Source organism: Caldanaerobius polysaccharolyticus DSM 13641, assembly GCF_000427425.1.
Lineage (GTDB): Bacteria > Bacillota > Thermoanaerobacteria > Thermoanaerobacterales > Caldanaerobiaceae > Caldanaerobius > Caldanaerobius polysaccharolyticus.
Window position 1 is genome coordinate 166733 of record NZ_KE386495.1, and the last position, 25860, is coordinate 192592.

The 25860-nt window shown below is 42.6% G+C and carries 30 protein-coding genes and 7 tRNA genes; 8 read left to right on the forward strand and 29 right to left on the reverse strand.

Going from position 1 to position 25860, the window contains the following annotated elements:
* Positions 1 to 26: 26 nt before the first annotated feature.
* The 8 genes from CALPO_RS13520 to CALPO_RS0107155 form a co-directional block, all read right to left on the reverse strand.
* Complete coding sequence (locus CALPO_RS13520) at positions 27 to 1481, reverse strand: DUF927 domain-containing protein (protein WP_051585907.1); 1455 nt, start codon at positions 1479 to 1481, stop codon at positions 27 to 29.
* A 55-nt stretch (positions 1482 to 1536) separates the two neighbouring features.
* On the reverse strand, positions 1537 to 2271 hold the full coding sequence (locus CALPO_RS0107120; protein WP_026486700.1) for a hypothetical protein: 735 nt from the start codon (positions 2269 to 2271) through the stop codon (positions 1537 to 1539).
* Between the two features lie 24 nt (positions 2272 to 2295).
* Positions 2296 to 2700: a gp33 family protein gene (locus CALPO_RS0107125; protein WP_026486701.1), complete on the reverse strand. Its 405-nt coding sequence runs from the start codon at positions 2698 to 2700 to the stop codon at positions 2296 to 2298.
* A 14-nt stretch (positions 2701 to 2714) separates the two neighbouring features.
* Positions 2715 to 4385: a DEAD/DEAH box helicase gene (locus CALPO_RS0107130; RefSeq protein WP_218915170.1), complete on the reverse strand. Its 1671-nt coding sequence runs from the start codon at positions 4383 to 4385 to the stop codon at positions 2715 to 2717.
* On the reverse strand, positions 4382 to 4684 hold the full coding sequence (locus tag CALPO_RS0107135) for a hypothetical protein (RefSeq protein ID WP_026486703.1): 303 nt from the start codon (positions 4682 to 4684) through the stop codon (positions 4382 to 4384). Before CALPO_RS0107135 ends, CALPO_RS0107130 begins: the two co-directional genes overlap by 4 nt.
* A complete protein-coding gene (locus tag CALPO_RS0107140) occupies positions 4684 to 4899 on the reverse strand; it encodes a hypothetical protein (protein WP_026486704.1) in 216 nt (71 codons plus the stop codon). The genes CALPO_RS0107135 and CALPO_RS0107140 overlap by 1 nt, the downstream gene beginning before the upstream one ends.
* A gap of 179 nt (positions 4900 to 5078) precedes the next feature.
* Positions 5079 to 5255, reverse strand: coding sequence for a hypothetical protein (locus tag CALPO_RS14660; RefSeq protein ID WP_156940160.1), 177 nt, complete (start codon positions 5253 to 5255; stop codon positions 5079 to 5081).
* A gap of 16 nt (positions 5256 to 5271) precedes the next feature.
* Positions 5272 to 5556 carry an excisionase gene (locus tag CALPO_RS0107155; RefSeq protein WP_035172459.1) on the reverse strand — a complete coding sequence of 95 codons (285 nt, stop codon included), beginning with the start codon at positions 5554 to 5556 and terminating at the stop codon, positions 5272 to 5274.
* A 71-nt stretch (positions 5557 to 5627) separates the two neighbouring features.
* Between CALPO_RS0107155 and CALPO_RS0107160 the strand changes: the two genes are divergently transcribed.
* Entirely contained in the window at positions 5628 to 5951 is a 324-nt protein-coding gene (locus tag CALPO_RS0107160) for a hypothetical protein (RefSeq protein WP_218915171.1), read from the forward strand.
* On the opposite strand, the gene CALPO_RS14665 is transcribed toward CALPO_RS0107160, so the two are convergent.
* Both CALPO_RS14665 and CALPO_RS0107170 read right to left on the reverse strand, forming a co-directional pair.
* Entirely contained in the window at positions 5940 to 6101 is a 162-nt protein-coding gene (locus tag CALPO_RS14665; protein WP_156940161.1) for a hypothetical protein, read from the reverse strand. The genes CALPO_RS0107160 and CALPO_RS14665 overlap by 12 nt on opposite strands.
* A gap of 12 nt (positions 6102 to 6113) precedes the next feature.
* Positions 6114 to 6353 (reverse strand): helix-turn-helix transcriptional regulator, encoded by a 240-nt coding sequence (locus tag CALPO_RS0107170; protein ID WP_026486708.1) that lies wholly within the window; start codon positions 6351 to 6353, stop codon positions 6114 to 6116.
* A 182-nt stretch (positions 6354 to 6535) separates the two neighbouring features.
* Here CALPO_RS0107170 and CALPO_RS0107175 point away from each other — a divergent pair, with 182 nt between their 5' ends.
* From CALPO_RS0107175 to CALPO_RS0107185, 3 genes are all read left to right on the forward strand, one after another.
* Entirely contained in the window at positions 6536 to 6967 is a 432-nt protein-coding gene (locus tag CALPO_RS0107175; protein WP_026486709.1) for a helix-turn-helix domain-containing protein, read from the forward strand.
* A 38-nt stretch (positions 6968 to 7005) separates the two neighbouring features.
* Positions 7006 to 7413 (forward strand): ImmA/IrrE family metallo-endopeptidase, encoded by a 408-nt coding sequence (locus tag CALPO_RS13525; protein WP_051585908.1) that lies wholly within the window; start codon positions 7006 to 7008, stop codon positions 7411 to 7413.
* A 77-nt stretch (positions 7414 to 7490) separates the two neighbouring features.
* A complete protein-coding gene (locus tag CALPO_RS0107185) occupies positions 7491 to 8660 on the forward strand; it encodes a tyrosine-type recombinase/integrase (RefSeq protein WP_026486710.1) in 1170 nt (389 codons plus the stop codon).
* A gap of 65 nt (positions 8661 to 8725) precedes the next feature.
* On the opposite strand, the gene CALPO_RS0107190 is transcribed toward CALPO_RS0107185, so the two are convergent.
* The 7 genes from CALPO_RS0107190 to CALPO_RS0107220 all read right to left on the reverse strand — a co-directional run bounded on the left by CALPO_RS0107190 (position 8726) and on the right by CALPO_RS0107220 (position 9312).
* Positions 8726 to 8797 (reverse strand) — tRNA-Gln (locus CALPO_RS0107190).
* Between the two features lie 20 nt (positions 8798 to 8817).
* A tRNA-Arg gene (locus tag CALPO_RS0107195) sits at positions 8818 to 8891 on the reverse strand.
* 12 nt (positions 8892 to 8903) lie between these two features.
* Positions 8904 to 8977: transfer RNA gene (locus CALPO_RS0107200), tRNA-Gly, on the reverse strand.
* 8 nt (positions 8978 to 8985) lie between these two features.
* Positions 8986 to 9069 (reverse strand) — tRNA-Leu (locus tag CALPO_RS0107205).
* Positions 9070 to 9078: 9 nt separating this feature from the next.
* Positions 9079 to 9155, reverse strand: a tRNA-His gene (locus CALPO_RS0107210).
* A gap of 7 nt (positions 9156 to 9162) precedes the next feature.
* Positions 9163 to 9236, reverse strand: a tRNA-Arg gene (locus CALPO_RS0107215).
* 5 nt (positions 9237 to 9241) lie between these two features.
* Positions 9242 to 9312, reverse strand: a tRNA-Gly gene (locus tag CALPO_RS0107220).
* 169 nt (positions 9313 to 9481) lie between these two features.
* Here CALPO_RS0107220 and CALPO_RS0107225 point away from each other — a divergent pair.
* Positions 9482 to 10570, forward strand: a complete 1089-nt coding sequence (locus CALPO_RS0107225) for a VIT1/CCC1 transporter family protein (RefSeq protein WP_026486711.1) — start codon at positions 9482 to 9484, stop codon at positions 10568 to 10570.
* A gap of 6 nt (positions 10571 to 10576) precedes the next feature.
* Here the strand turns inward: CALPO_RS0107225 and CALPO_RS0107230 are convergent, their stop codons facing one another.
* The 4 genes from CALPO_RS0107230 to CALPO_RS0107245 all read right to left on the reverse strand — a co-directional run bounded on the left by CALPO_RS0107230 (position 10577) and on the right by CALPO_RS0107245 (position 14171).
* Positions 10577 to 11059 carry a metallophosphoesterase gene (locus tag CALPO_RS0107230; RefSeq protein WP_026486712.1) on the reverse strand — a complete coding sequence of 161 codons (483 nt, stop codon included), beginning with the start codon at positions 11057 to 11059 and terminating at the stop codon, positions 10577 to 10579.
* Positions 11056 to 11655: an XTP/dITP diphosphatase gene (locus CALPO_RS0107235; protein ID WP_026486713.1), complete on the reverse strand. Its 600-nt coding sequence runs from the start codon at positions 11653 to 11655 to the stop codon at positions 11056 to 11058. The genes CALPO_RS0107230 and CALPO_RS0107235 overlap by 4 nt, the downstream gene beginning before the upstream one ends.
* Entirely contained in the window at positions 11579 to 12397 is an 819-nt protein-coding gene (rph, locus tag CALPO_RS13530; RefSeq protein WP_051585909.1) for a ribonuclease PH, read from the reverse strand. Before rph ends, CALPO_RS0107235 begins: the two co-directional genes overlap by 77 nt.
* 76 nt (positions 12398 to 12473) lie before the next feature.
* Entirely contained in the window at positions 12474 to 14171 is a 1698-nt protein-coding gene (locus tag CALPO_RS0107245) for an N-acetylmuramoyl-L-alanine amidase family protein (RefSeq protein ID WP_156940162.1), read from the reverse strand.
* Between the two features lie 149 nt (positions 14172 to 14320).
* Here CALPO_RS0107245 and CALPO_RS14670 point away from each other — a divergent pair, with 149 nt between their 5' ends.
* A complete protein-coding gene (locus CALPO_RS14670) occupies positions 14321 to 14494 on the forward strand; it encodes a hydroxymyristoyl-ACP dehydratase (protein WP_156940163.1) in 174 nt (57 codons plus the stop codon).
* 9 nt (positions 14495 to 14503) lie between these two features.
* Here the strand turns inward: CALPO_RS14670 and CALPO_RS0107255 are convergent, their stop codons facing one another.
* Genes CALPO_RS0107255 through CALPO_RS14210 form a run of 4 tightly spaced genes read right to left on the reverse strand, consistent with a single transcriptional unit; the run spans position 14504 to position 18909 of the window.
* A complete protein-coding gene (locus CALPO_RS0107255; RefSeq protein ID WP_026486715.1) occupies positions 14504 to 15139 on the reverse strand; it encodes a corrinoid protein in 636 nt (211 codons plus the stop codon).
* Positions 15140 to 15161: 22 nt separating this feature from the next.
* Positions 15162 to 16400 carry an AraC family transcriptional regulator gene (locus CALPO_RS0107260; RefSeq protein WP_026486716.1) on the reverse strand — a complete coding sequence of 413 codons (1239 nt, stop codon included), beginning with the start codon at positions 16398 to 16400 and terminating at the stop codon, positions 15162 to 15164.
* 12 nt (positions 16401 to 16412) lie between these two features.
* Positions 16413 to 18215, reverse strand: a complete 1803-nt coding sequence (locus tag CALPO_RS13535; protein WP_051585910.1) for an ASKHA domain-containing protein — start codon at positions 18213 to 18215, stop codon at positions 16413 to 16415.
* Positions 18208 to 18909 (reverse strand): hypothetical protein, encoded by a 702-nt coding sequence (locus tag CALPO_RS14210; RefSeq protein ID WP_051585911.1) that lies wholly within the window; start codon positions 18907 to 18909, stop codon positions 18208 to 18210. Before CALPO_RS14210 ends, CALPO_RS13535 begins: the two co-directional genes overlap by 8 nt.
* 239 nt (positions 18910 to 19148) lie before the next feature.
* On the opposite strand from CALPO_RS14210, the gene CALPO_RS0107270 reads away from it, so the two are divergent.
* Both CALPO_RS0107270 and CALPO_RS0107275 read left to right on the forward strand, forming a co-directional pair.
* On the forward strand, positions 19149 to 20891 hold the full coding sequence (locus tag CALPO_RS0107270; protein ID WP_035172462.1) for an ABC transporter ATP-binding protein: 1743 nt from the start codon (positions 19149 to 19151) through the stop codon (positions 20889 to 20891).
* Complete coding sequence (locus CALPO_RS0107275; RefSeq protein ID WP_026486718.1) at positions 20892 to 22679, forward strand: ABC transporter ATP-binding protein; 1788 nt, start codon at positions 20892 to 20894, stop codon at positions 22677 to 22679.
* A gap of 41 nt (positions 22680 to 22720) precedes the next feature.
* On the opposite strand, the gene CALPO_RS0107280 is transcribed toward CALPO_RS0107275, so the two are convergent.
* The 4 genes from CALPO_RS0107280 to CALPO_RS0107295 all read right to left on the reverse strand — a co-directional run bounded on the left by CALPO_RS0107280 (position 22721) and on the right by CALPO_RS0107295 (position 25833).
* Entirely contained in the window at positions 22721 to 23509 is a 789-nt protein-coding gene (locus tag CALPO_RS0107280) for a hypothetical protein (RefSeq protein ID WP_026486719.1), read from the reverse strand.
* A complete protein-coding gene (locus CALPO_RS0107285) occupies positions 23506 to 24201 on the reverse strand; it encodes an ABC transporter ATP-binding protein (RefSeq protein ID WP_026486720.1) in 696 nt (231 codons plus the stop codon). Before CALPO_RS0107285 ends, CALPO_RS0107280 begins: the two co-directional genes overlap by 4 nt.
* Positions 24201 to 24572, reverse strand: a complete 372-nt coding sequence (locus tag CALPO_RS0107290; protein WP_035172464.1) for a GntR family transcriptional regulator — start codon at positions 24570 to 24572, stop codon at positions 24201 to 24203. Before CALPO_RS0107290 ends, CALPO_RS0107285 begins: the two co-directional genes overlap by 1 nt.
* Before the next feature lie 82 nt (positions 24573 to 24654).
* The gene (locus tag CALPO_RS0107295) at positions 24655 to 25833 is read right to left on the reverse strand and encodes an MFS transporter (RefSeq protein WP_026486722.1); all 1179 of its coding nucleotides are present in this window, start codon (positions 25831 to 25833) and stop codon (positions 24655 to 24657) included.
* Between the last annotated feature and the right edge of the window lie 27 nt (positions 25834 to 25860).

The window sequence follows — 25860 nt, forward strand, 5'->3', positions numbered from 1 at the left end:
CTAATAACGGAGCAGCAATGAGCTGGCTAATATGAATCTGAAATCACATTTTCTCTGTATGGCCTCATGCTTTCGACCCATTGTTCCAATGTGCCTTCAGGACTGTATGCATCTACCCACCTTCTCGAGTTTCTATCTATGTCCAATACCAGGTCTCCACTATGACATGGTAAAAAATATTTTCCATACCATCCAAGCTGACTAACTGACTTTTTAAGCGGCAATATATCAATATTCTCAGCTTCGAGAGCTCCGAGAAACTTTACGAGAAGCTTAGCATTTTCAGATGTTACTGTGATTCCTATATCTGCGAGTTGTGTTATAGTCCTGCTTTGGAATATTGTGCTTCGTTGAACTATCTCTTTTTGCCAACTTCCGTCCCGGAAGAAGGCTATTTCCATCTTCTCCTCGCCAGTATCCAAAGATTTTAGGCGGCAATTTAGTAATATAGGTGTTCTGCAAACACGCTCTGGGAGGCCTGTTTTGTCATTGATTGAATATATTCCTTCTTGCGACATTCTCCATCCTGCCGGCATCCTGAGCTGTATTGGTGCGCCAGGAATAACCTCTTCGACTTTTGTCTTAAATTCCGTTATGTCTATTTCTTGAGCTGCTTTCATAACAGCGTTCCAACGTTGTTCAAAATGTTCTGCATCATCAATGTGTAATTTAGAAGGATCCTTGACACCTGGAATCTGTACTTTATAAACCTTGCTTTGAAACTGCTTATATGCTAAAGCTTCGCATACTTTCTTTAAGAATGTCTCTCCGCCAAGGTCTGGTTCCTGATGAATATAAATCGTAAGCCCGTCTAATATCGGTACCCAATCAGGATTGAATGTGCTAGCACCTGGAACTCCGAGTGCCGGTATATTATAGAGCCACAGAGTTTGCGCGTCGCTCTCGCCTTCTACAAGTACGATATAGCCCTTTTCTCTGAATTCTGCCATTTTCCAAAGGCCATATAAATGAACTTTGCTTCCCCTGTTCCAGCTGAACCGCATGGAGCTTTTGGGATGATACCTCTGTCGATTTGCAATTACCTGCCCTGATTCATCCATGTATGGAATCGAAATACCAACTTTGCCGTTTTTAATTCCGAGACTTGCTATATACTCAATTGGGAAATGCTTTTCAGCGCAGTAATCTTCAACGGTATATTTGATTGTTTTCTTTTTTTGTGGTTCTTTGTACTCTCCGGCCTCTTGCAGAAGCCTTTTGTAGGCTTCCTTGCCATCGATATTTTCCATTTTTTCAAGGAAGGTCTGCCCATTACCACTTTCGCCACAAGCTTCACATTTCCACAGCCCGTTTGTGGTGTTGAACCACATCGAAGCATGTTGGTCATCGTGGAAAGGGCAATTAACGAGCATTTTGTTAGTGCCAGTTGGTTTCATTTTGGGGAAATACTTGCCATAAAATTGTATCCAATCGATTTTTGAGTCCAAATCTTCCATCATTCTTGAGTCCAAATCTTCCATCATTCTCACCTCCCGTCGTTATGGTTGAAGAGCCCCGGGCATAAAGCCCGGGCCATTAAAACGGGAGGTCTTCGTCATTCATTTTGGGTTCTTCGACTATATATTCATCATTAGCAATAGCCGTCTGCCTTGTCGTTGCTTTGATACCTTGAGCATACATTCTCATCTTCTCTGCTGTGTCTTTGTCCAGAATTCCCTCTAGCGTGAATTGGGCCTGACTGTATACTATACCTGAAGTGTTCGTAGCTTTTTTAAGGGTTATTTTAGTTACGACTTCATAAGACCTTAACCCCTTGGTTATAACCCTTTTTGCCAAATAATCCGCAAATGGTTTTATGCTGGTCGGTGGCAGAGTAAGCAGTAGAGGAAATACGTCACCGTTTCTCAAAATGTACACCCTGTGCATGTTCTTGCAGGCTTTGCCCTTGCCATCGCTGCCGAATTGATTATATGGACATGTTTTGCAGTTACCTCCCGGGCTACCCACGCCGATTTTTCCGTCCAAGCTGGAACAGTCTGGAGGATTGTTTGCTCCGTCGTATTTGTTCTGCCAGAAGGCATTTATAGGATGATGATCTACTATGACGCCCACTATCTCTTTTGCCATGTCGGGATTGTTTGGATCGTCTCCAGGGACCTCAAAGGCCAATCCTCCACCGGTTGGTATCTTCACTCTATCAAAAGTGGTGGGAAGACCGTCCATCTCTTCGGCCATCGCTTCACTCATATTTGAATTTGTTTGTGGCAATTGAAAATCATTTACAACCGCTAAATTTTTTGTTTCTTCCATCTCAAATTCTCCTCTCTTAAATTTTTATTTTGCTTTTCTCATACCAATAGTTACCTTGTCGTATACATTTACAAGTCCGTCAAGCCATTCAGGCAGCTTGTCCTCATTTTGCTCAATTTGTTCCTTTACAAAAGCTGAAAGGCTATTGCTATTGACTGTCTCATAAACCAAGTCACCATAACCATTGTCTTTAAGTGCCTGAAATAATTGTTGTTTCTTCTCTGGTATCGGTGAAGCAAATACTTTTGTATTTAGATAGAATAATGTGCCTGCTTTCTGGAAGCTTTGCATTTCACTTTCAATCATCCGACTTGTCAATTCCGCTTCCGTCTCTTCAATTTCATGACTCAAATTTTTTGCTTCCTCTTCGAGTGCTTTCTTGCGCTCTCGAAGACTCTTTAACTTTTCCGCTAACTCAAATATTTCCATAAATCACATCTCCTTTACTCAAAGTACATCCTCCAGTTGTCCACCACCATCTTGGCCATATCCTCCTTCTTCTGAAGGGCCTTCATCACGTGTTCATCAACGGTGTTTTTGGCCAAGAGGTGTATATATGTGCAGTTGTTACGCTGGCCGATACGATGTATCCTGGCTCTTGCCTGTTCGTAGTTCGCATAGCTGAAATCAACGCTGTAGAAGATTGCCGTATCGGCAGCATGAAGCGTAATGCCGAGCCCTGCTGTCTGGATCTGTGCTATAAACACCTTACAGTCTGGATCCTCCTGAAATTGTTTTACCTTCTTACCTCTTTCATTTATTGGTACTTCTCCAGTTATGAAACTGTATCCGATCTGCATCTCTTGTAGCATTTTGAGTATTGCGTGTATTTCCGGGATGAATCTTGCGAATATTACAACCTTCTTGCCGGTCTCAACTATATCTTCAACAATTTCTTTGAGTGTTTCTAATTTCGCCTTTGAAACTTGTTTTTGTATTCCATCATCTGTGTTGACATAGCCTCCGGTTATTTGCTGTAATCTCAGAAGTCTTGTTAACACATTTCTAACTGTGATCTCACCATTTTCAAGCTCTGTATAGCTATCCTTCTTGATTTCTTCATAGATGCGCTTTGCTTTTGGCTCTAATTCACAGTATCTAAATTCATCTACTTGTTCCGGCAGGTCCAGTGCTTCTTCTTTCGTAACTCTAAAAGCTATAGAGTGCGCTTTTTGTATAAGCTCATCCAGTCTGTTATATCCGATTACCTGCTTGCCGCCATAGCCGCCCATGATTGCATATCTTGCTCTAAATGCGTAGTAGCTGGTTCCGAAAATTGAGTCATCGAGGAATTTGTATTGCGAGAAGAAGTCCAAAGGCGTGTTTTGCACTGGAGTACCCGAAAGGATGAGTTTGTACTTTGCAATCTTGCCCAGCTTATGCATTGCTTTTGATTGCTGGGCAGTTGGATTTTTGATGCGTTGGCTTTCATCTGCGATGACCATATCTGGCTTCCAAGCGAGAAGTGCATCTATCATGCGCCATGTAGCTTCGTAGTTTATAACTGCAACTTGTAAAAAATCTGTCCATTGTGATAAGTTTTCTAGCTCTTTTATCCTTCGCTGTATCGGACCTTCTAAAACTGCAATTTTGTACATTATTTTTGCTGCTAAAAATTCTTTTGGCCACACTGGGCAGACGCTCGTAGGTGCTACAATGAGAAGCTTCTTAACTTCGCCTCGCAAATACCTTCTTGCTGCAATAGCTACTGATGTAAGACTCTTGCCTGTACCCATTTCCATGAGCAGTGCAAAGTTCGGATTTAATAGTGCTAAATTATAGGCTTTTACCTGATGTTGAAAAGGCTTAACTTTAATTGGCATCGGTTCTATTGGCTTTACTTCTTCTGCTAATTTTATATTTGTTGTTTTTTCTCGCAGTCGTTTTAATTCTTCGTATTTATTTTTGATGCTAATATCGACGTTCCCCGGAATATATTTGAGATGGTCTATTGCCTCGAGCGTTGCTGGCAATATCCAGACTTTTTTCTTAGGATCCCATCGTCGGCCTGGAATGGTTTTTATAGCTTCTTTTACATCAAAACAATGGGTAACTTCGATATGATCTTCAACCAATGTGGCTTTCATTTTATCTCTACCCCATTCTTCTATCATGCTATATCCTTTTTCCTAACGTAATCATCCGCTAATGTTGCGAGATATTCCCTGCATTTTGCTATCTCACCATCTATCCACTGTGCTTCATGCAATTTTTTCTCATATTTCTTCTTTACTTCTTCAACTTCTTTCCATACAGCTTTCCTTTCAACTTCCAAATCAAAAATCTTCTGCAGCGCTGACGCCATTTCAAACTCGATATCTTCCCTTGACAAACCTTCTGTTGTTGCTATCAGTGAATCAACATACCTTTTGAACTCCTGTATATCGCCCTTGAATTCAGCTATCTTAAACATTACAAATCCTCCCCTATATCAAATTCTTCAAGATAATTCATAGCCGTATCCACAATAGACTTTAAATATATTACCATCTTAGGTTTATATTCTCCTGAAAGTTTCAACAATTCTTTTGCAAGTCCATAGAAACCTTCTATTAATTCGTCGCTTGTGTTATCATTATTGTCATATTCGATACAAGTCCGATCTTCGCCAAATTCAATCTTAATCATAATAAAAACCCCCTTCTTAATACCACGCGCCAAACCTTTTGACGTGCAACCACATGTCGCTAAAATAAACTTTTAAATACTTTCCGTTATATTTATCTTTTATAGCCTTAACTGCAATCGGCCTCTTATTTGAATACGTTGAATACCTCTTTAAAAAACTTTTAAATATAACTTTATCCTCATAGCTCAGATCCTGATATCCCGGTATGCACATTGTTTTCATTCCTTTCTTTTTCTTGAATATATACAAGCCCCGCCATAATCGCGTTTATATATTCTTTTTCAAAGTTCCAATTAACATTGACGAATGTGTCTAAATGCTCTAAAATGATTTTTGCTTTCTGTTCTAATGTCATTTAAATCGTCTCCCCCTTATAACACTCTACCTTCTTCGGTAATTTTTCTAAGCCATTCTCTTAACATCTCGCGGTTAATTAAGAATTTCGATCCAACCCTAAAGCAAGGGAAATCAGAATTTGGATTATGAGCCAATTCCATGAGCTTATCTCTTCCAATGCCCGAATATTTTGCTGTTTCTTCTATTGTGAGTGTCAATTTGTGCTCGTAAGTTGCCTCTTTGATTGCATCTCTTATAATGTTCTTAAGTTGTTCTAAAATATCGTAGTTATTTTCTCTTTTAGCACTTGCTATGGCCATATATTCTAACCCCCTTTTTTTGTTTCCCCTCTCTTCAAATGGTACAATATTCTTGGAGAGGAGGTGATATTGTGGATTTTAAGATAGAAGGTCTAGATAAACTACAAAAGAAATTTGAACAAATACAAAAAGCCGCTAAAGAACTTGAAAAAACAAAAACTGTATCATTTAATGAGTTGTTTACTAGCTCGTTTATGAATAAGTACACCAACTTTTCAACCATTGATGAATTTTTTGAAGCTGGTAAATTTGTTATAAACTCTCAAGAAGACTTTGAGGCCATACCTGATAAAGAGTTAGATGCTCACGTTAAAAATTCCACTGTATTTTCTAGTTGGAACGATATGCTTAGCAAAGCTACCGAAATTTATATTTCAAAGAATTTAGGATTCTAAAACGTCAACTTCAACGCTTGTTCTTTTAGTGCAGGTAACCTTTATTTTTGGTTTATCGCCTGCACTAGTTTTTTTTAGTTTTTCTAAGCCTCTAAAAAGGATATTAACTTTTAAACTTTTGGCTATGTTAGTTTTGCGTTTTTCCTCCATCCTTCTCACCTCCTATGCTGATTGTTCGGATTGATTTCTGTTACCTGCTCGCGTAACGTGATGTTCTTTCCCAAAAAAAATTTCTTCTATTTTAACATTAAAGAATTTAGCTATCTTTTTTGCTTTAAATAGCGAAGGAATCCTATCTCCTGTTTCATACATAGCAATTGTACTTTCACTTACGCCTAATATATCAGCTAGTTCTTTTTGGGTTAATCCTTTCTTTTTTCTTAATTCAGCGAGTTTTATCATCACAGCACCTCCTTCACGTTACGTGATTTATTTTCTGATTATATTATATCACGCAACGTGAGTATGTCAATAGTTTTTTAAAAAATTATCACTTTTCGTGTGTTATATTGTAATTCCTCACTTATTGTGATATTTTTAATATAAACGTGAGCAAGGAATAATATTAAGGAGGTGTCTTACAGATGCTAAAAGATAGATTAAAAGAGTTACGAAGCGAAAGGCAATTAACTCAACGTGAACTGGCTGATTTACTACAACTTTCTCCAAGTACAATTGCTATGTACGAAACAGGTCAACGCATGCCTGATCCAGAGATATTGCAAAAAATAGCAGATTTTTTTGGTGTATCAGTAGACTACCTTTTAGGTAGAAGCGATATCCGAAATCCCGAGAAAATAACACAAGATAAGCTAACTGAAAAAGACAAAAAGGACATTGCAAAAGACCTCGAAAAAATGATGAACGATTTAGAACACGCAGATGGTTTGCTATTTTACAATGAGCCAATTACCGATGAAGATAGGGAATTGTTAAAACAAGCACTCGAATTCGGTCTACGGTTAGCAAAGATCAAAAATAAAGAAAAATATACACCTAAAAAATACCGCAAATAGAGGTGAGTTCTTTGTACTCACGAGAACAGATAATTTCAATGGCAAAAAAGCTTGTCAGGAAATATCATACAAATAATCCCTTTGAGCTGTCTGAATGGCTTAACATAGATGTTATCACACTCCCCTTGGGCCAGATATGGGGATTTTACAAATATGTTCATCGCAATAAACAAATATATATTAACAATGGCTTGAATTACGAAAATAAAATTATAGTATGTTCTCATGAACTTGGACATGCTGTCTTACATCCTCGAGAAAATTGTCCTTTTATGAGGGCATATACATATTTGTCTGAAAACAGATTGGAAATAGAAGCTAATTTATTCGGTACATATTTATTATTTGAATCGATGGATATTGAGCTTATGACTTATGAACAAATTGTAAACGCTTTTAATGTAGCAGAAGAAATAGCAGCATATAAAACCATGCAATATAGATAGTATATATATCGAATATAGACTTGAGTCTTATTAATTTTTATAAGAATTTGCTATGAATTAAAGGAAGGGTGAATTTCATGGCCAAGAAAACAAACTACACAAAAAACGGTAATGAATATTATCGTGTAACAGTTACTATCGGAAGAGATTCAAATGGAAAGTTAATCCGTAAAGAATTCTACGGGAAAAGTAAAAAAGAGGCAGAAGCCAAAAGAGATGAATACCTAAATGGCATAAAGAGTGGGCTAAATATTGATTTCCAGAACGCGACATTAGGGCCCTTGATGAAAACTTGGTTATTTGAAGTGGTCAGGGTATCAAACAGAATCAAGCCATCCACGTTTGAACGATACGAGGGTATATATAGAAACTATATCGAGAATAGTCAAATATATGGTCTACGATTAAGTGCTATAAAGTCTATACAATTGCAACGATATTATAACGAATTATACGAGAGCGGTAAAACCAGCAGCCAGATAAAGAACCTCAATAAGCTGCTCAAAAAGTTTTTCTTCTACGCTGTAGAAGAAGGATACATTTTAAAAAACCCATGCTCGAGCAAAAGTCTTGTTATCCCAGGGGAAGTTGAACAGGAAGAAACAGAAATTGAAATATTTAAGGATGACGAAATAGAGGCCATTAAAAAAGCTTTGGAAGGCCATAGACTAAAAGCACTAATCCTCTTAGCGCTTGGTACCGGATTGCGGCAGGGAGAGCTTTTGGGTCTAAAATGGGATCATGTAGACCTAGAAAACAAAAAAATAAAAGTAGAGCAGGCCATCAAAACCGTGACTATAATAGATGCCAATGGAAACAGAAAACTCGAAACCAGGGAGCAACCTCTTAAAACCAAAAACAGCGCACGAACAGTACCTATTCCATCAAGCCTTATACCTGTATTAAAAAAGCATGAATCGAATCAAAAAGAGGAAAAACTAAAAGCTGGCCCTCTTTATAATGATAATGGTTATGTTTTTGCAACTGCAACAGGTAATCCTATAGACGCCAGGAACTTACTTCGAGCCTATGAGAGACTCCTTAAAAAAGCAGGTGTGCCATATCGAAAATTCCACGCTTTGCGTCATACTTATGCTACCAAATTGTTTCAAAGAGGCGTCCCATTAAAAACTGTCCAAATGCTCCTTGGACATTCTGATATATCTGTTACAGCTAATATATATGTACATGTGATGCAGGAACAAAAAATAGACGCTGCCGAAGAAATTAGTGACCTTTTTAATTAGCGTCTTTTTGTATAGGTTTTTACTTTTACAACTTTTTACTGTGGGAAAAGTGTGGGAATAGATAGCTGGGATGGCAGGATTCGAACCTACGAATGCCAGAGTCAAAGTCTGGTGCCTTACCGCTTGGCTACATCCCAATTTTTTTATCTCTTCCATGTGCGCCCTGTAGGATTCGAACCTACGACCTCCAGATTCGAAGTCTGTCACTCTGTCCAGCTGAGCTAAGGGCGCATATTAAAATAGAGCGGACAACGAGGTTCGAACTCGCGACCTCCACCTTGGCAAGGTGGCGCTCTAGCCAGCTGAGCTATGTCCGCATAAACAGTGCGGAAGAAGGGACTTGAACCCCCATGGCCTCGCGGCCACTAGAACCTGAATCTAGCGCGTCTGCCAATTCCGCCACTTCCGCATGTTAAACTGGGGTGGATAGTGGGACTTGAACCCACGACCTCCAGAGCCACAATCTGGCGCTCTAGCCAACTGAACTATATCCACCACATAGTGCGCCTAGAGAGAGTCGAACTCCCGACACACGGATTAGAAGTCCGTTGCTCTATCCAACTGAGCTATAGGCGCATTAGAGCGGGTGAAGGGAATCGAACCCTCGCGACCAGCTTGGAAGGCTGGGGCTCTACCATTGAGCTACACCCGCAATGCTAACCTGTCTTTCTTTCTATTCTCACCGACGACTTATAGTATACTAAATAATAATAGGTTTGTCAATACCCTTTTCATTGATAGTGTTGTTATTGATTTTATAACCAGCCTTGCATTATACTATTATTATTAAACCATTATTAAACAGTGAAAAGGTGATGAAAATGGACGAAATACAAAAGGCCATTGCTTTTTACCATGATGAGTATGAAGCCACAAAGCTATACTCTTATCTAGCCAAAATAGAGAGGGACGCAGAGGCCAAAAAGAATTACGAGGATTTATCAAAAATAGAAGCTGAACATACTGCATTCTGGCACCAGTTCTTAATTGATAGGAACGTAAAGGTAAAGCCAAAAAAAGCCAATAGGATAAAGCTGCGGCTTTACAATGGAATCAAAAAAGTGTTAGGCAGCAGGCTATTTATAACACTGCTGGAAGCCAAAGAAGCCACAAGCACCAAATCATATTACAATTACCTCAAAGCGTCATCACTGACAGAAAAAGAAAAAAATATGCTGGCAAAGATCATTCAAGACGAGCTGGAGCACGAAAGCCACTTTGGCAACCAGAAAGGCGCTTTTGACATAGGTAATATCAGGGATTTTATATTAGGCATGAATGACGGCCTGGTGGAAATCTTAGGTACGGTCACGGGTCTTTCAGCCGTATACCCCTCTCATCCTTTTACTGTTGGAATAAATGGCCTCATAGTAGGAGTAGCAGGTGCTCTTTCCATGGCTATTGGAGCATTTACATCCGTAAGGTCCCAGAGGCAAGTAAACGAGGGAATAAAAAGCAAAATGGAACTACTCTTCAGCGTATCCAAACAGAGAGCACAAGACGAACTCTACAGCAAACTTACCCAATCAGGAATCCCCGAAGATATAAGCCGTGAAGTTGTGGGTAAATTGAGCGAAAATCAACAGGCTATGATAGGGCTTCTGACAGAGGAGGTGACTGAAAATGAGTTCAAATCAGCTGCATATACAGGGTTGTCCTACATACTAGGAGTGGTATTCCCTGTTCTGCCTTTCTTTATAATAAGCACGTCCTCACTGATGTCACTGATTCTCTCAATAATTTTAGCAGCAATTGCTCTATCAATTGTGGGGTTTGTGGTGTCCATCGCTTCAGAAAGCCTCTCTATTAAAAACAAAGCCATGGAAATGGTGGCTACAGGCCTGGGGGCCGCTGCCATATCCTACATTTTTGGCACCATCATACAAACAGTCTTTGGCATACATATATAAAAAGCTTTAATCCTCCAGCACTACCATCCCGTAATCGATTTTCTTCTCGTCAATGAAAAGGACAGCGCACGTTTTATGAGCTCCGCACCGGGGCATAGAAACACTGCCCGGATTTATGATGTGAACATTGCCGATGCGCTCCATAAGAGGGCAATGGGTATGTCCAAACAGCGCCACATCCGCATTTAGCTCCTTTGCCCTCTCGTACAGCTCTTTATACCCGTACTTTACGCCGTACCTATGGCCGTGGGTCATGAAGATCTTTTTACCACATATGTTGAGCAACTTTTCAGTGTTATCTCCGTATCCAAAATCACAATTGCCCATGACGTACTCGAACTTTATATCAGGAAAAGCCTTGGCCAGAGCAATGGCATCGGTATAGTTATCTCCCAGGTGCAGCACCAAATCCACAGGTGACATCTGGCGTATGGCCTCCTTGGCCAGCGAGAGCATCCTATGGGTATCGCTTATAACCCCTATCTTCATACGATCACACCCAGTTTTTCCAAATACCTTTTCATCTTTGCCAACGCCTTTGCCCTGTGGCTTATGTGGTTTTTTACCTCCTCATCAAGCTCAGCAAACGTCTTTTTGTACTCAGGAACATAAAATACAGGATCATACCCGAAACCGCCATTGCCTCGCTCTTCAAAGGCGATAATCCCCTCACAGCTTGCTTTCGTTATTATAACCGTGCCGTCAGTTAGCACCAGCGCAATAGCGCACACAAAACGAGCGCTTCTGTTTTCACGGGGAACTGATCTCATCTCATAAAGCAATTTTGCGATATTATCCTTATCTGTAGCTTTTTCACCAGCGTATCTCGCCGTATAAACCCCCGGTTCCCCGTTGAGGCAATCCACCTCCAGCCCTGAGTCGTCTGCCATACAAGGAAGACCTGTAGCCACATGATATGCGTAGGCTTTTTTGAGTGCGTTTTCCTCAAAAGTCTTGCCGTCTTCCGCAACGCTCACGTCCACATTCAAGCTTTTAATGTCGACAAGTTCAATCCCCGTATCCCTCAAAATTTCTTTCACTTCTGTTATTTTGCCTTGATTTTTCGTCGCAAGAAGTACCTGCATTGTATTTCACCCCTATTTTATCTGCAATATCCCCTAGAGATTCCCTTTGTTTATCTATGAGCTGCTTAATTCCTTTCTCAGCCAGCACCAAAAGGTCAAGCAAGTCTCCCTGGGAAAAGGGGCTTTCTTCCCCTGTGCCCTGTAACTCTACAAATTCTCCTTTATCAGTCATTACTACATTCATATCCACTTTAGCACACGCGTCTTCCTGATAACACAAATCCAGCATCTGCACGCCGTTTACAATCCCTACGCTAACCGCCGCCACGTAGCTGGTAAGGGGTATGTGATCCAATATCTTTTTCTTTACCATTTTGTCAAAGGCTTCTGCCAGCGCCACAAAAGAACCCGTAATAGATGCTGTCCTGGTACCACCGTCTGCCTGAATCACATCGCAATCGATCCATATAGTCCTCTCCCCTAACGCCTCCAGGTCCACCACCGACCTCAGCGCCCTGCCAATCAGCCTTTGTATCTCCTGAGTCCTGCCATTAACCCTGCCCTTTGATATTTCTCTGGCATTTCTCACCTCAGTGGCCCGGGGAATCATGGCGTACTCACTGGTAATCCACCCTTTGTTCTTGCCCTTTAAAAAAGGGGGCACTTTATCTTCTATAGTAGCCGTGCATATAACCTTGGTATTCCCCATCTCTATCAGCACAGAACCTTCGGGATACATAAGGTAATTCCTGATGATCTTTACCTCCCTCAGTTCATCCGCCGACCTTCTATCCCGTCTCATTAAACAACGTACCCCTTTCAAATCCAGATGCAAATATTATAGCACAAAATTTTCTATAAAAAAAATAGGCCGCGGCCTATTGACTTAGAAACTTAACTATGCCATTGTAAATTCCCCGGGCAAACCTCCACTGGTAATCATCCGAAGACAGCTTTTTAGCATCATCAGGGTTGCTTATAAAAGCTGTTTCTACCAGGATAGAAGGCATATTGGTGCTATTTAAAACTACCAGATGGGGCCTCTCCACAAGGCCTCTATCTATTGTATCCACCTGTTTCATAAGCTCATCGTGGACTATTTGAGCCAGCTTTATGTTATTAAAATAAAGCACTTCTGTACCTTTAGCAGACGAACTGGAATAGGAGTTGGCATGTATGCTCACAAAGACATCCGCATTTAATTGATTGGCCAGCTGAGGCCTGTCGTACAAACCTACATAGCTATCGTCGGTTCTGGTCATGACCACATTGTATCCCCCTGCGGCCAACAGTGATTGCAGTTTTTTAGCTATTTGCAACACTACGTCAGACTCCCTCAAATTGTTGCCTACCGCCCCTGGGTCTGAACCGCCATGTCCTGCGTCCACCACGATGGTCTTTTTAGAATTGTCCACAGGAGTCAACGAAAGCACCAGAGCTCCATCCTGTTTTAATACTTGATAGGATACGTCGGCGTTTAAATAAACAGCCACGCGCACTGTATCCGCAGAATACTGTCCCACTTTTACGATGTCCACTATATTATCCTTTACCGAAACAGTACCGGGGACATTGTTTAGCCGAGCATTGTGTATGTCCATGTACACCCTGGAGGGGTTGTCCAACCTGTCTACATAAAAATCAGTGGCCTTTGTTGATATGGTCACATTAGCGCTTTTTCCCGACATCCCGTACTGCACGCTGTCCACAGTGTAATAATTAGATGCAGGTGGCTGTGGGCTTGGAGGATCGGCTGGCTGCTGCAGCTTATCAAATACAACCGACAGCGCCTTTTTATCGTCAGCAGTGGCTATTTCATAATTTACCATCTTGTCAAATTCTACTACAACCCTCACCGTATTGGGATCCGGGCTTGAGGTAAATTGAGAATAGCGGATCTGCCTTATTCCATTGCTATTTACATCAATACTTTTACCTTTACTGCCATCAGGCAGGTTAAGTATAGCGTTGTTAAAGTCTAACACCAGCCTATCAGGTGATGTCATATTAAACTTGTTAAAACTGATAGCACCATCGGCCTGAACCACAAGTTTGCCATCGGCGTAACTTACATTCTTGACGTTAACCACCGGGGTCGCTTTATTGTCGATGTAAACAGACCAATTGTCCCACCGTACATTTTTATTAAAAAACGTCTCCACTACAAACCTCAAAGGCACATACGTGTATCCTTTATTTACCAATTTAACACTGGCATCTAGCTGCACCGGCGATCCATTGACATAAGCTACGTTTTTATTGTAATAGAAGGTTATGTTTTTGCCGTTATAACTCATCGACACTTTGCTGCTGTCGTAGCCTGTGATCTTTGCCCCAAATTGCTCTGCAATAAAGCGTATATGTACTAATACACGGCTATTTAGCATCAAAGGCTCCACGGCCGGTGCTTTTTTAACCCCATTTACGTAGATACTTATAGGAGGATAGTTATACGAGACCACACGCCCATCAATCACGTACTTCCTTACGCCAGCATATGCCACGCTGTATACCATGACAAACAGTACCATTAAGATAAACGCCCAACCTAATCTGCTCTTTATCGACACCTTCACGTCTTTCCTCTCTCCCCTCCTCTTACTATATAATTTAGCATTTATTTTCATTTTATCTCTACTTTATTACATAAATATTTCAGATCTATTACATTACCATTACTTATACTTTTGCTCTCTTTGGACATATTAAGACGGGAGGGACTATAATGATGAATATAAATTGTACTGAAAAGTGCATATACCAAGAAGACGGGAAGTGCACTTTAAACCACATAGAGCCCATCAATTCCACCTACAATCCTACCAACTGTGCCTACTTTGTCGAGAAAAAAAAGAAAAGCGCTGAAAGCGCCACACAAAAAGGCGAAAATTCGCCATGACAACCCTGCCTATGACAACACAAAGTTCTTTGCCATTTCTGCAGCAGAAGCAGCATCTTTGGCGTAACCATCTGCCCCTATCTCATCGGCGTAACTCTGGGTCACAGGAGCACCTCCAATCATAACCTTCACCTTATCCCTTATACCGGCATCCTTAAGGGCAGCTATTACGCCTCTCATAGCAGGCATCGTGGTAGTGAGAAGCGCTGATAACGCCACTATATCAGCGCCATTTTCTCGAGCAGCATTTACAAATTTTTCTGCCGGGACATCTACCCCTAAGTCTATCACCTCAAGGCCCACGCCCTGCATCATCATCTTCACCAGGTTTTTGCCTATATCGTGTAGGTCACCTTTGACAGTGCCTATTACCACTTTGCCAAAAGGCTTCACTCCTGACGCTGTGAGTACCGGCTTTAATATATCCATACCGGCGTGCATCGCCCTGGCCGCTATGAGCACTTCAGGGACGTACACCTCGTTGTTTTTAAATTTTGCGCCTATGATGTTCATTCCATCGATAAGCCCTTTAGTCAGGATGTCACCAGCCGGTATGCCGTCGTCCAGAGCCTTTTGCACCAGTTCCTTAACCCTCTTAGCATTGCCAACCTGCAGCGCCTCCGATATCTCCTTTAAAATTTCCATAATTTAAAACTCCCTCCTCACATTATATATAGCCCCAGTTCATCTTTCTAAATTGACCGGGGGATACTCCCTCATATTTCTTAAACACCCTAGTAAAATAGCTTTGATCTTGAAAACCCACCATTAACGCTACATCCAGTATATTTAAATCCAGCTTAGCCAGATACTTTTTGCTCTCTTCAACCCTTAGTTTATTGAGGTAATCGGTGTAGCTCATGCCCATTTCTTCTTTAAATAACCTTGAAAGGTAATTAGGGCTCAGGTGAACATAATGGGCTACGTCTTCCAGGGATATGTTTTCTTTGTAATTATTCTTTATGTATTCGATGGCCTGATACACTGCCGCATTTCTGGCCTGGCCAATGCTGTATACGCTTTCCGTAAATCTATCCAGTACTTTTATAAGCCAGTAACACAGCTCTTCTACATCGGATATCCTGCCCGCATCCTGAAGGTATCTTAAGTTAAGGCCAAAGATCATCTCCAGGTCCGCACCCCCTTCTACCGCGGCCCTGGAGAGCACCACCACCAGCTCCAGAGCTCTGGCCTTCATGTACTCAAAGTTGCCACCGCTTTTAAAGAATATGTGACCTAAAAGTTCGTTTAAAATGGCTTTGGCGGCTATCTTCTCCCCTGCTTTTACAAGCCTTACCAGTTCTCTCTCTTTCTCCAGAGGATAACAAAAGGAATTGCCTCCTTCTTTAATCTCCTGTATCTCCTCCGCAATCTTAGATTGCGTCTCGTAAAATTCCCTCATAGATCTAAACCTGGCCACTTCCTCAAAACTACCCTGCTCCGATACCATAAAGAGCAGTTCTGACAAATAGCGTATTCTGTCCGGCTTGATCACAGGTATATCTCTCAAGGACCTCTTTAAAAACTCCAGTTTCTCTGCTCTCAGGCCATACTTTTCCTTTATCTCATCTACCATCAAATCGTCAGGCTCAGTCATCAATACAGGCCCGGCAACCAATATCGCAACTACCACTCTGTTTACAACCACAGGAGCCGACCAGTGGACCATGCCAGCAGGGCAGCAAAATACATACCCTTCCCCCAGCTTCTCTGATGTAAAACCTGACTGTACGTGGACCTTTTTGCACAGCTCATTTCCTACAAATTTCCTGAAATAGCAGCAAAACCTGCGATCATCTCCGGACTGGCAAAGCACATCTCCCTGAGGGCTTAAAGCGCACAAGTCTATACCTGTGGAATTTTTATAAACGTCCACGATTCTCTGCAGCAGGTCTTTGGAAATCATAGGCAACAGTCCTCAAAAATACATTTGATCCATGAATTCAGTCTGGAATTCGGGAATACCGGACAGTTCCACGTACCCCACCTTGTCCTTGATCCTGGATGCCAGTTTAAAGTATTCATCACAAATTAAAGCCATCCTGGCACCCATCCCAGCGCCATTCCCTAACTGAACGACCTTATCTTTTAAAACCTCTGGAATAAGGCCGATGTTTACCGCGCTGTCCACCCTGATATAATTCCCAAATCCCCCCGCTAGATAAACCCTGCGCACATCCTCCCACTGTAACCCTAGTTTTTTTGCTAATATGTTCATTCCTGCTGCTATAGCACCCTTTGCCAGCTGCAACTCCCTTATGTCTTTTTGAGTGACGAGAATTCCCGATTGTGGGTCCAACACAAAGGCCAATTGTCCGTTGTACTCCACTATCCTCTTAAGAAGCCTGGAATCCAGCTTGCCTTGCAGCTCCTCTGCTGTCTTCATCCTGCCCGTCTCATCTACAATGCCTTTTTTGATTAGCTCAGAGGCAACATCCACAATCCCAGAACCACAAATGCCTAAAGGCTTTTCATCGCCTATCGTCTTATACACCTCTTGGCTGTCAAGGTCAACATAGCTTATGGCACCCACCACGCCGCCGGTGCCAAAGGTTATCCTGGCGCCTTCAAAAGCAGGACCAGCAGCGGCGGAACAGGAGACCATCCTCTCCCTGTTGCCCAGGACTATCTCGCCATTGGTACCTATATCTAATAGCAAACTCACCTCGCTGTTTTCATACATGCCGCTGGCCATGATTGCCGCCACAGTATCTGCTCCTATATACCCCGATACCATAGGCAGCATCACCACATAGCCGTCGGGATTTATATCTATGCCCATCTCCCGGGCTTTGACCTCTAGCTCCCTGGTGTAAGCCGGTACATAAGGGGCATTGGCGATATGGTCGGCGGGAATGCCTGCCAGCATATGCATCATGGTTGTGTTGCCCACAACGGTGATCTCGTATATATCATCTCTGTTCACCTTGTTTCTCCGGCTGAAGTGAGATACCATTCGGTTAAACTCACCTACTATCAAATCGCGAAGTTCCTCACGGCCCCTATCTGTTGTTATCTCGTGGTTTATCCTGCTGATCACATCAGCTCCCAATCGCCTCTGGGGGTTTAAGCTGGAGTACACGTCTACCTCCTTGCCTGTCTTTAAATCCACAAGATAACCAGCTATGGTAGTTGTACCTATGTCAACCGCCATTCCGTAAAGGCCATCGCGATCTGGCCGTACCACATCCACAAGCTCATCCTTTCTTATAACGGCGTTTACAGTAAATGCGTTCTCCCTCAACACGCCAGGCAACTTGCATATGACATCGCGACCTGTTTTTAAACTTCCCAGGTTGTCTGTAAGCCGTTTTAGATCATCCCTTTGGTCGTCAAGATCAGGCTCTTTTAACCACAGCTTTACCTTTTTTACCCTGGGAGCCAGCGGGACTTCCCTGTAAAGAGCGGACAAAAGCACCACTGCCTCTCTATCCCTTTCAGGCACCGTCACCACCATGTCCTCATCCACCAAAACGGCACACGCCAACCTGTACCCTTTTTGCGCTTCCTCCTCAGATATAAAGTTTCTTTCCACCCCTGTAAGGCGATGGTGTTCCCTTGCTGGCTGTACAATTACTCTGCACTTGCCACAAGTCCCATGGCCATTGCAGAAATTTTCCAGGAAGATTCCATGTTCCAGGAGCACATCCCACAGTTTCCTATTTTTCTCCACCTGTATGGATACCCTGCTTTGGCCCTTTACTACGCTCACCCTATACATGGGATCCACCCCTGGGCATCATCCTGAAAGCACAACCTTCAAGCTCGCAATCCACACAGTCGTGATCAACCCTGGACACGGGTATGCCCTTACCCATGCCGTATACCACAGTTAAGGATTTAGCGGGTTTCATCATATAATTTTCCGAAAGCTCAACGCCGATCAAACTGCCATCCAGGACGCTGAATACAGTCTCCTGGTCCTTTATATGCCAATCGTTATGGCCGGGGCTCAACCTGTGGGTTATGCCCATACCTTCTCCTTTCGCTTCGCTTACCAGCTTAAGCCAGAACCTTCTGTTCAAGTTGTTTAACGCTGCGGCTCCGATGGCATCGTATATCAATCCCTTAAAGTAATCTCCTTGCTCAAAACACCTGTCGCAAAGATCGTCAATTCCCCTGCCAATGGTCGTTATCGCCACAACCATCCAATCAGCGCCTTCTAAATTTCTTACGATATAATCCCCTTTAAACCTATACCGGCCTTTGATCCAAACAGCCTTCTCCCGATGATCCACTTCAAAAGGCAATTTATCGTAAACTACCATAGGCTTAATAAAAGGCATACAAGAGGATATGGCTTCATCTACCTCCTGCAGGGCGTCCTGAGAAACGCCTTCCCTCCCTACATACCCCATATTCCTCAGAACGACACTTCTCTTTATTTTAACCGCAATACTGCTTTCAACAGGCATGTTATTTATCTCTCCCCTACATTAATAATATCAATCCCGTGTAAGCATATCTTTTAATTTATTATGATTTTTTTCAATTTTTTATTTCGGCATGAATTTTTAAAATCCTCTTGCGCTTTGATAGAAATCGTGTTAATATCGTATTAGATTGCAACACGACGATAAAGCCACGGGAACGCAGGTACAATTGCTTGCCGTGGCTTTTTTGTGCCCGACACATACAAGGGGGTCTACAATTTATGCCTTATAAGAAAATGATATCCTACCTGCTTAAGCAAAAGTACGCTGTATTGCTCCCCGTGCTTTCCATAGCTTTAACCGTGGGCCTGGACCTTTACAACCCATACTTTTCTGAAGTCCTAATAGATAAGGTTATCATGGGGCATAGGATGGATTTGCTAAACAGGATACTGGCGACACTGATAGCCATCAACGTAGTCCGCGGCGTGCTGATGTACCTAAGGTCATATTGCCTGGAGGCTGTGTCAGAAAACACCATACTGGACTTAAAATACGACCTCTTTAAACACATACAGTCATTACCCTTTAATTTCTTTGACAACACAGAGACAGGAGAACTCATGTCCAGGATGACTAATGACATGGACAACATCAAAGCAGTCATAGCCTATGGTGCCAGCATACTCATAGAATGCATCTTATACCTTATGTCAGCCTTTATAGTTTTGCTCCATATAAACGCAACGCTCACATTAATTTCTATAGCAGCACTCCCTTTTGTCGCCTATCTAGCCTTTCGCTTTGAAAAGCTCATAGACAGGGTGTACGGCAAAATCAGCGATCAGGCAGCAAAGCTCAACACCACCGCAGAGCAAAACATAGCAGGCATCAGGGTAGTTCACGCCTTTGGCAGGTGGAATTACGAAAGAGAAAAGTTCCGCAGGGAAAACCAAGCCTTTCTCCAGCTCAATATAGAGGAAACAGAGATTTGGGCCAGGTATCTTCCTGTAATAGATTTTCTAAGCGGGCTAAGCATCGTGTTAATGGTATACGCAGGTGGAATTATGGTAATGAGAAAGGTTATAACCATAGGTGAGCTGGTGGCGTTTTACGGCTATATATGGATGCTCATATGGCCCGTGAGAAACATGGGATGGCTCATCAACCTGATGGCGCAGGCCAAGGCCTCTGCCGCCAAGATCATGGCTATATTTGACGTAAAACCCGAGGTAGTAGTGAACAGAGATTCGGTAATTTTGAAGGACGTCAAAGGGCATGTGGTCTTTAAAGATGTGTGTTATAAAAAAGATGGGAGAAATATATTGGAAGGGATAAACATCGATGCAAGGCCAGGAGCAAAAATAGCCATAATGGGAGCCACAGGTGCCGGGAAAACCACCATAATAAACCTCATAGGCAGGTACTATGAGCTCACATCAGGGGAAATAACCGTGGACGGCGTAAATATAAAGGATATGGACCTGAAAAACCTGAGGGAATCCATAGGTATTGTTATGCAGGATACATTTCTGTTCTCAGATACCGTCGCTGAAAATATCGCTTTTGGCAGGCCTGATGCCTCTATGGAGGAAATCGTAAAGGCAGCGAAAATAGCCGGTGCCCACGACTTCATCGTAAATATGCCCGAGGGATATAACACCGTGATAGGGGAAAGGGGTATAGGCTTATCAGGAGGACAGAAGCAGAGGATAGCCATCGCCAGGGCTATTCTCAAAGACCCTCGGATATTGATACTGGACGATGCCACATCGGCTGTGGATATGTACACAGAAAAGGAGATCATAGAGGCGTTAAAAGCCGCTATGAAGGGTCGGACCACATTTATGATCGCCCACAGGGTATCATCGGTAAAAGACGCAGATGAAATAATCGTACTAGATGGAGGCAGGATCGTAGAGCGAGGCAATCACAAAGAGCTCATGGGCAAAAAGGGACGATACTTTTCTCTATACACCCAGCAATACAAGGCCTTTGACTTTATTGGCGGGGAGGTGATGTAAATGGCAAAAGATAGGCTGTTAGATGACGAGGTGCTGGAAAAACCCTTTAATCGAGAGACTTTTGTAAGGATAACAGGGTACTTAAGACCTTATTTAAAATCCATCGCTTTAATTCTATCACTAATAGGGATAACATCGGCTATAGGCCTTTTAAATCCGTACCTCATGAAGTTGTCTATAGACAATTATATATCAAAAGGCAATTTAAAGGGCCTTATGGTCCTCGTGTTAATTTTTCTCGGCTTAAACGGCATTTCCCTGCTTTGTTCCAGATACCGGATAAGCCTGATGTCAAAGGTAGCTAAAAACATCCTTTATCAGATAAGGCAGGACCTGTTTTCTCACCTCCAGGACCTATCCATCGACTTTTTTGAGAGCAGACCTGTTGGCAAAATCCTATCGAGGGTCATAGGCGACGTCAATTCGTTAAACGACGTAATAATAAACACGATAACGAGTATCGTGCCCGATTCCATCACCCTCTTGGCCATTATAATCATCCTGGTTAAACTGCACCCGCAACTGGCTATGGTAGGTCTTATCATCCTACCTTTTCTCGCCATAAGCCTTTTCTGTATACAGGTTATATCCAGGAAAAGGTGGCAACAGGTCAGAAAGAAGTTCTCTACGGCTAATGCCTACATCCACGAGACCTTTGCAGGGGCAAAGGTGGTAAAAGCCTTTGTACAGGAGAAAGCAACAGGCGGTACTTTTCTGGACCTGCTAAAGGACATAAGAAGGGTATGGCTCAGCGCTATCAGAGTCAACGCCGCTTTATGGCCGGTGGTGGACGCATCGTGGGGCATAAGCATGGCGCTGGTCTACTGGTACGGCATAAGGCTTTTAAACACCGGTGGCATAACCATAGGCCTTCTGGTAGCCTTCACCGGCTACATAGGCATGCTGTGGCAGCCTATATTGAACCTGAGCAACTTTTACAATTCCTTGATATCGGCTATGGCAGGGGCAGAGCGCATATTCGAGATTATGGATATAAAGCCTGCTATTGTAGAAAAGCCCGACGCTGTGGACATAGGCGAGATAAAAGGGGAAGTAGAATTTAAAAATGTGACATTTTGCTACGACAATGAAAGGCCTGTGCTCAACGGCGTAAACTTCAAGGTAAGGCCAGGAGAGACCATAGCTCTGGTAGGCCCCACCGGAGCCGGTAAAACCACTATTATAAACCTCATCGCCCGGTTTTACGATGTGACCGATGGAGCGGTGCTCATAGACGGCCGCGATATAAGGGATATTAAGCTAAAGTCATTAAGGTCCAAAATGGGAATAATGCTTCAGGACACGTTCCTTTTCAATGGAACCATAGCCGATAACATAAGGTATGGAAAGCCAGATGCCACCATGGATGAGATAATAAAGGCAGCAAAAACAGTAGGCGCCCACGACTTTATAATCCAAACAGAGAAAGGCTACGACACAGAGATCCTGGAAATGGGAAACAGGCTGTCCACAGGGCAGCGACAGCTTATAGCCCTGGCCAGAACCATAATAGCCGATCCGCACATATTGATACTGGATGAAGCCACATCCAGCATAGATACCCATACCGAGGTAATTCTGCAAAAAGCCCTGGAAAAAGTCATGGAAAACCGCACGTCCTTTGTCATAGCCCACAGGCTTTCCACCATCAGAAACGCTGACAGGATATTCGTGGTAGACGGCGGCAGGATCATAGAGATGGGATCCCACAGCGAGCTTATAAACCGCAAAGGCCTTTATTACGACCTGTACAGGTCGCAGTACGAAGCCATGGAAAAGATATCGTAAGCCTCATCCTATCCTGTGGGCGGGTTGAGGCTGTACATTAACTAAAGCTCCAATCGCCTGTGCACCATATGCGATGTGATCACATATAAAAGCACCAGAATCAACACACTAAAGATATCCCCTGCAATATTTATCGGCACATCAAATCTAAAACCCCACATCGCATGCTCATAGGCCATAGTCAAATTGTACGTCCACGGAAAAACCGCAATAACGACATAATAAAGTCTACCTATAAGCCAGGCTATAGCTATAAATATACCCAATGCCATAAGACCGCCGAACCTTTTTTTATAGAAAAACACCCTGCTTAAAATAGTAGACAAATAGCTCAACAACCACAGGCCAATCATAAAAAGCAATACCGAAATGTAGGTGTACATTATGATACCTGAATTCTTGATTAAAGCATCGTTTAAAATATTACCGGGAATTACCATGGATACCGAACGCTTAAACCTGTCATCATTTAGGGTAAGTAAGAAAATAGCCCACGAAAATAAACCAGCCAGTAAAGTATATACCACATATATCACCGTGGCCATCAACAATTTTGCCCCTGTTATGTCATAACCGCTGACAGGCAGTGAATACAAAAGATACCCTGTGTCGTCGTTTAGCTCCTTCCTGAACACCCCTACCCCATAAATCAGCACCAAAAACCCCACGCCGATAAAGGTTATTGTTGATAGCATAAATGCCATTCCATCTTTCCAGACGCCTATCCTTGTCATCAAAAAAATTTCCCATATAGCCAGTATACTAGCAAAGAGAGCCATTAACCTTACATTGCCCTTTAACTCATACTTCAGGAGCTTTAACAGATTCATGCAAACACCTCCTTGAATATCTCTTCAATTGACATGGACCTCTCAGCCCGCAACTCCTCCGCATTCCCTTTTATAACTATGTTTCCGTTGGATATCATCACCACATCGTCAAATACCTTCTCTATATCCTTTATCAGATGAGTGGATATAATCATGGCTCCTTCCGACCTGTAGTTGCTTATAATGGCATCAATTATCCTGTCCCTGGAGTTAGGATCTATCCCCGCCAACGGCTCATCAAGGATATACAGCTTAGCCTCCCTGGCCAGAACCAGTGACAGATTTAACCTCTCCATCATACCTTTAGACAAAGAGGAGATGCTGTCATCGGGATTTAAATTCATGAATTTCAGAAGCTCTTCGGCCTTATCAACGTTGAAATCAGCGTAGAAATCCCTGAAAAAATCTACAGCGTCTCTTACCTTCATCCACCTGTAAAGGAAGTTTACATCGGGAAGATATGACACAAATGATTTAGTATACATCCCCGGTTGTTTTCCCATAATAGTGATCTCCCCTGACGTAGGCTTTAAAAGACCTGTCGCTATTTTAATAAAAGTGGTTTTTCCACTGCCATTAGGACCCAATAAGCCTAAAATTTTGCCCTCCTCCAGCTCTATATTCACTTTATTCAAAGCTGTCTTGCGGTAATATTTTTTCGTGAGATCTGTAGCTTTAAGTACAGTACTCATTAAACCCCCTCCTCTAAATACTTTTTCAATGCATCCAACATTTCTTCTTTGTTATAACCGATGCTCTCCATCCCTTTGATAAATGAAGCAATTATTTCTCTGGCCATCTTTGCCTTTATACCCCTTATCATAGTTTCATCCTCGGTGACAAAAGAGCCAAGCCCCCTTTGAGTATACGTGATGCCCTCTTTTTCCAGCTCCTGATAGGCTCTCTGAGCCGTATTAGGATTGACCTTGAGCCTTTCAGCGATTTCCCTTACTGATGGCAATTTATCTCCGCCTTTCAATCTACCTGTTACGATATCCCGTTTTATGATGTCCATAATCTGTACGTAAATGGGTGCCCTATCGTCAAATTCTGATGTGCTCACAATCTCAAATCACCTCCTACATAAATACAGTAATAGTGTACTATTAATATAGTACACTATTACTGTACATTTGTCAATAAGCCTACATTGGCAAATGGGATTTTTCACTTTTTATGCTTATAAACGACGTAGATATAAGGTTCAATGCGGCGATTACCGCTGCACCCAAAAACACGTACTTGTAGCCAAACAAGGTCCATACCAACCCCCCAACAGTAGGTATGCTCATGGAAACCACGTGATCCAGGCTGACGCCAGTGGATAGCGTGGCCGTAAGGTCCTCAGGGTCATTTATTATTTTCTTTATGTACGTGGATCTGGCCATGCCCACAGCCATAAGCATCTGATCGATTATGTAACAGCCAAAAGCCACATAAAGCGCAATTCCTTCCTCTTTCCATTGGCCCAGATATGCATAGCCTAGGCTTATAAATATAAGGGCAAATGCCTCGCCCATAAGGATGTATTTTTCGCCTATGCTGTCAATAAGCTTTCCTACTAAGGGCTTAAAGAAGACTCCTATAACCGCGCCTACAATGCCCAATACGGCAAACACCTCCACCTTTTGATCAAAAACCTTTATGAGCACCCACGGGGCAAAGGTTATAAATACCTGTTTTCTGGCTCCAAACAATACGTTAAGCCAGTAAAACAATCCGTACTCCCTTTTAAACACAAATCTTGGCTTTGCGACTCTGGGCTTCTCCAGGTGCATTCTAAAAGTCAAGATGGCTGCCACGGCAAATGCCATGGCGGCGACGAAGAAGCCTATCCTGTAATTTATCCTGAAGAGGCCAAAACCCAACAAAACGGCCAAACAGCCTATAACTGTCCCAACGGTATTCACCGAATTTAAGGCCCCCAGTCGCCTCCCCATGTCTTCATCTCGAGACAAACTCATCCCTATACTGGAAGATACCGGTAGGTACAGGTGAAGCCCCACGCTGTACAGCACCAGCCAAAACAATAGAATGTTAAATGATTTAGAAAAAAAGCCGATACCCAATAGTCCCAATGCGCCGACTATGTTAGCCACAACCGCAATCTTCACATCGCCTAAAAAGGATAAAAATCCAGCCATAAATACAACTAAAAGGCCGGGCAATTCCCTGGGAAATTCAATCCACCCCCTTTGCAATGGAGAAACCTTAAAAACCTCGTTCAAGTAGTTGTTTAGCGTAGAATCAGAAATACCTGATGCAAAGCCCAGAAAAGCCCCTGCCACCATAAAAAACATGAAATCCTTTTCACGATTAGACAAAAAAATACCTCCCCCATCATGATACCT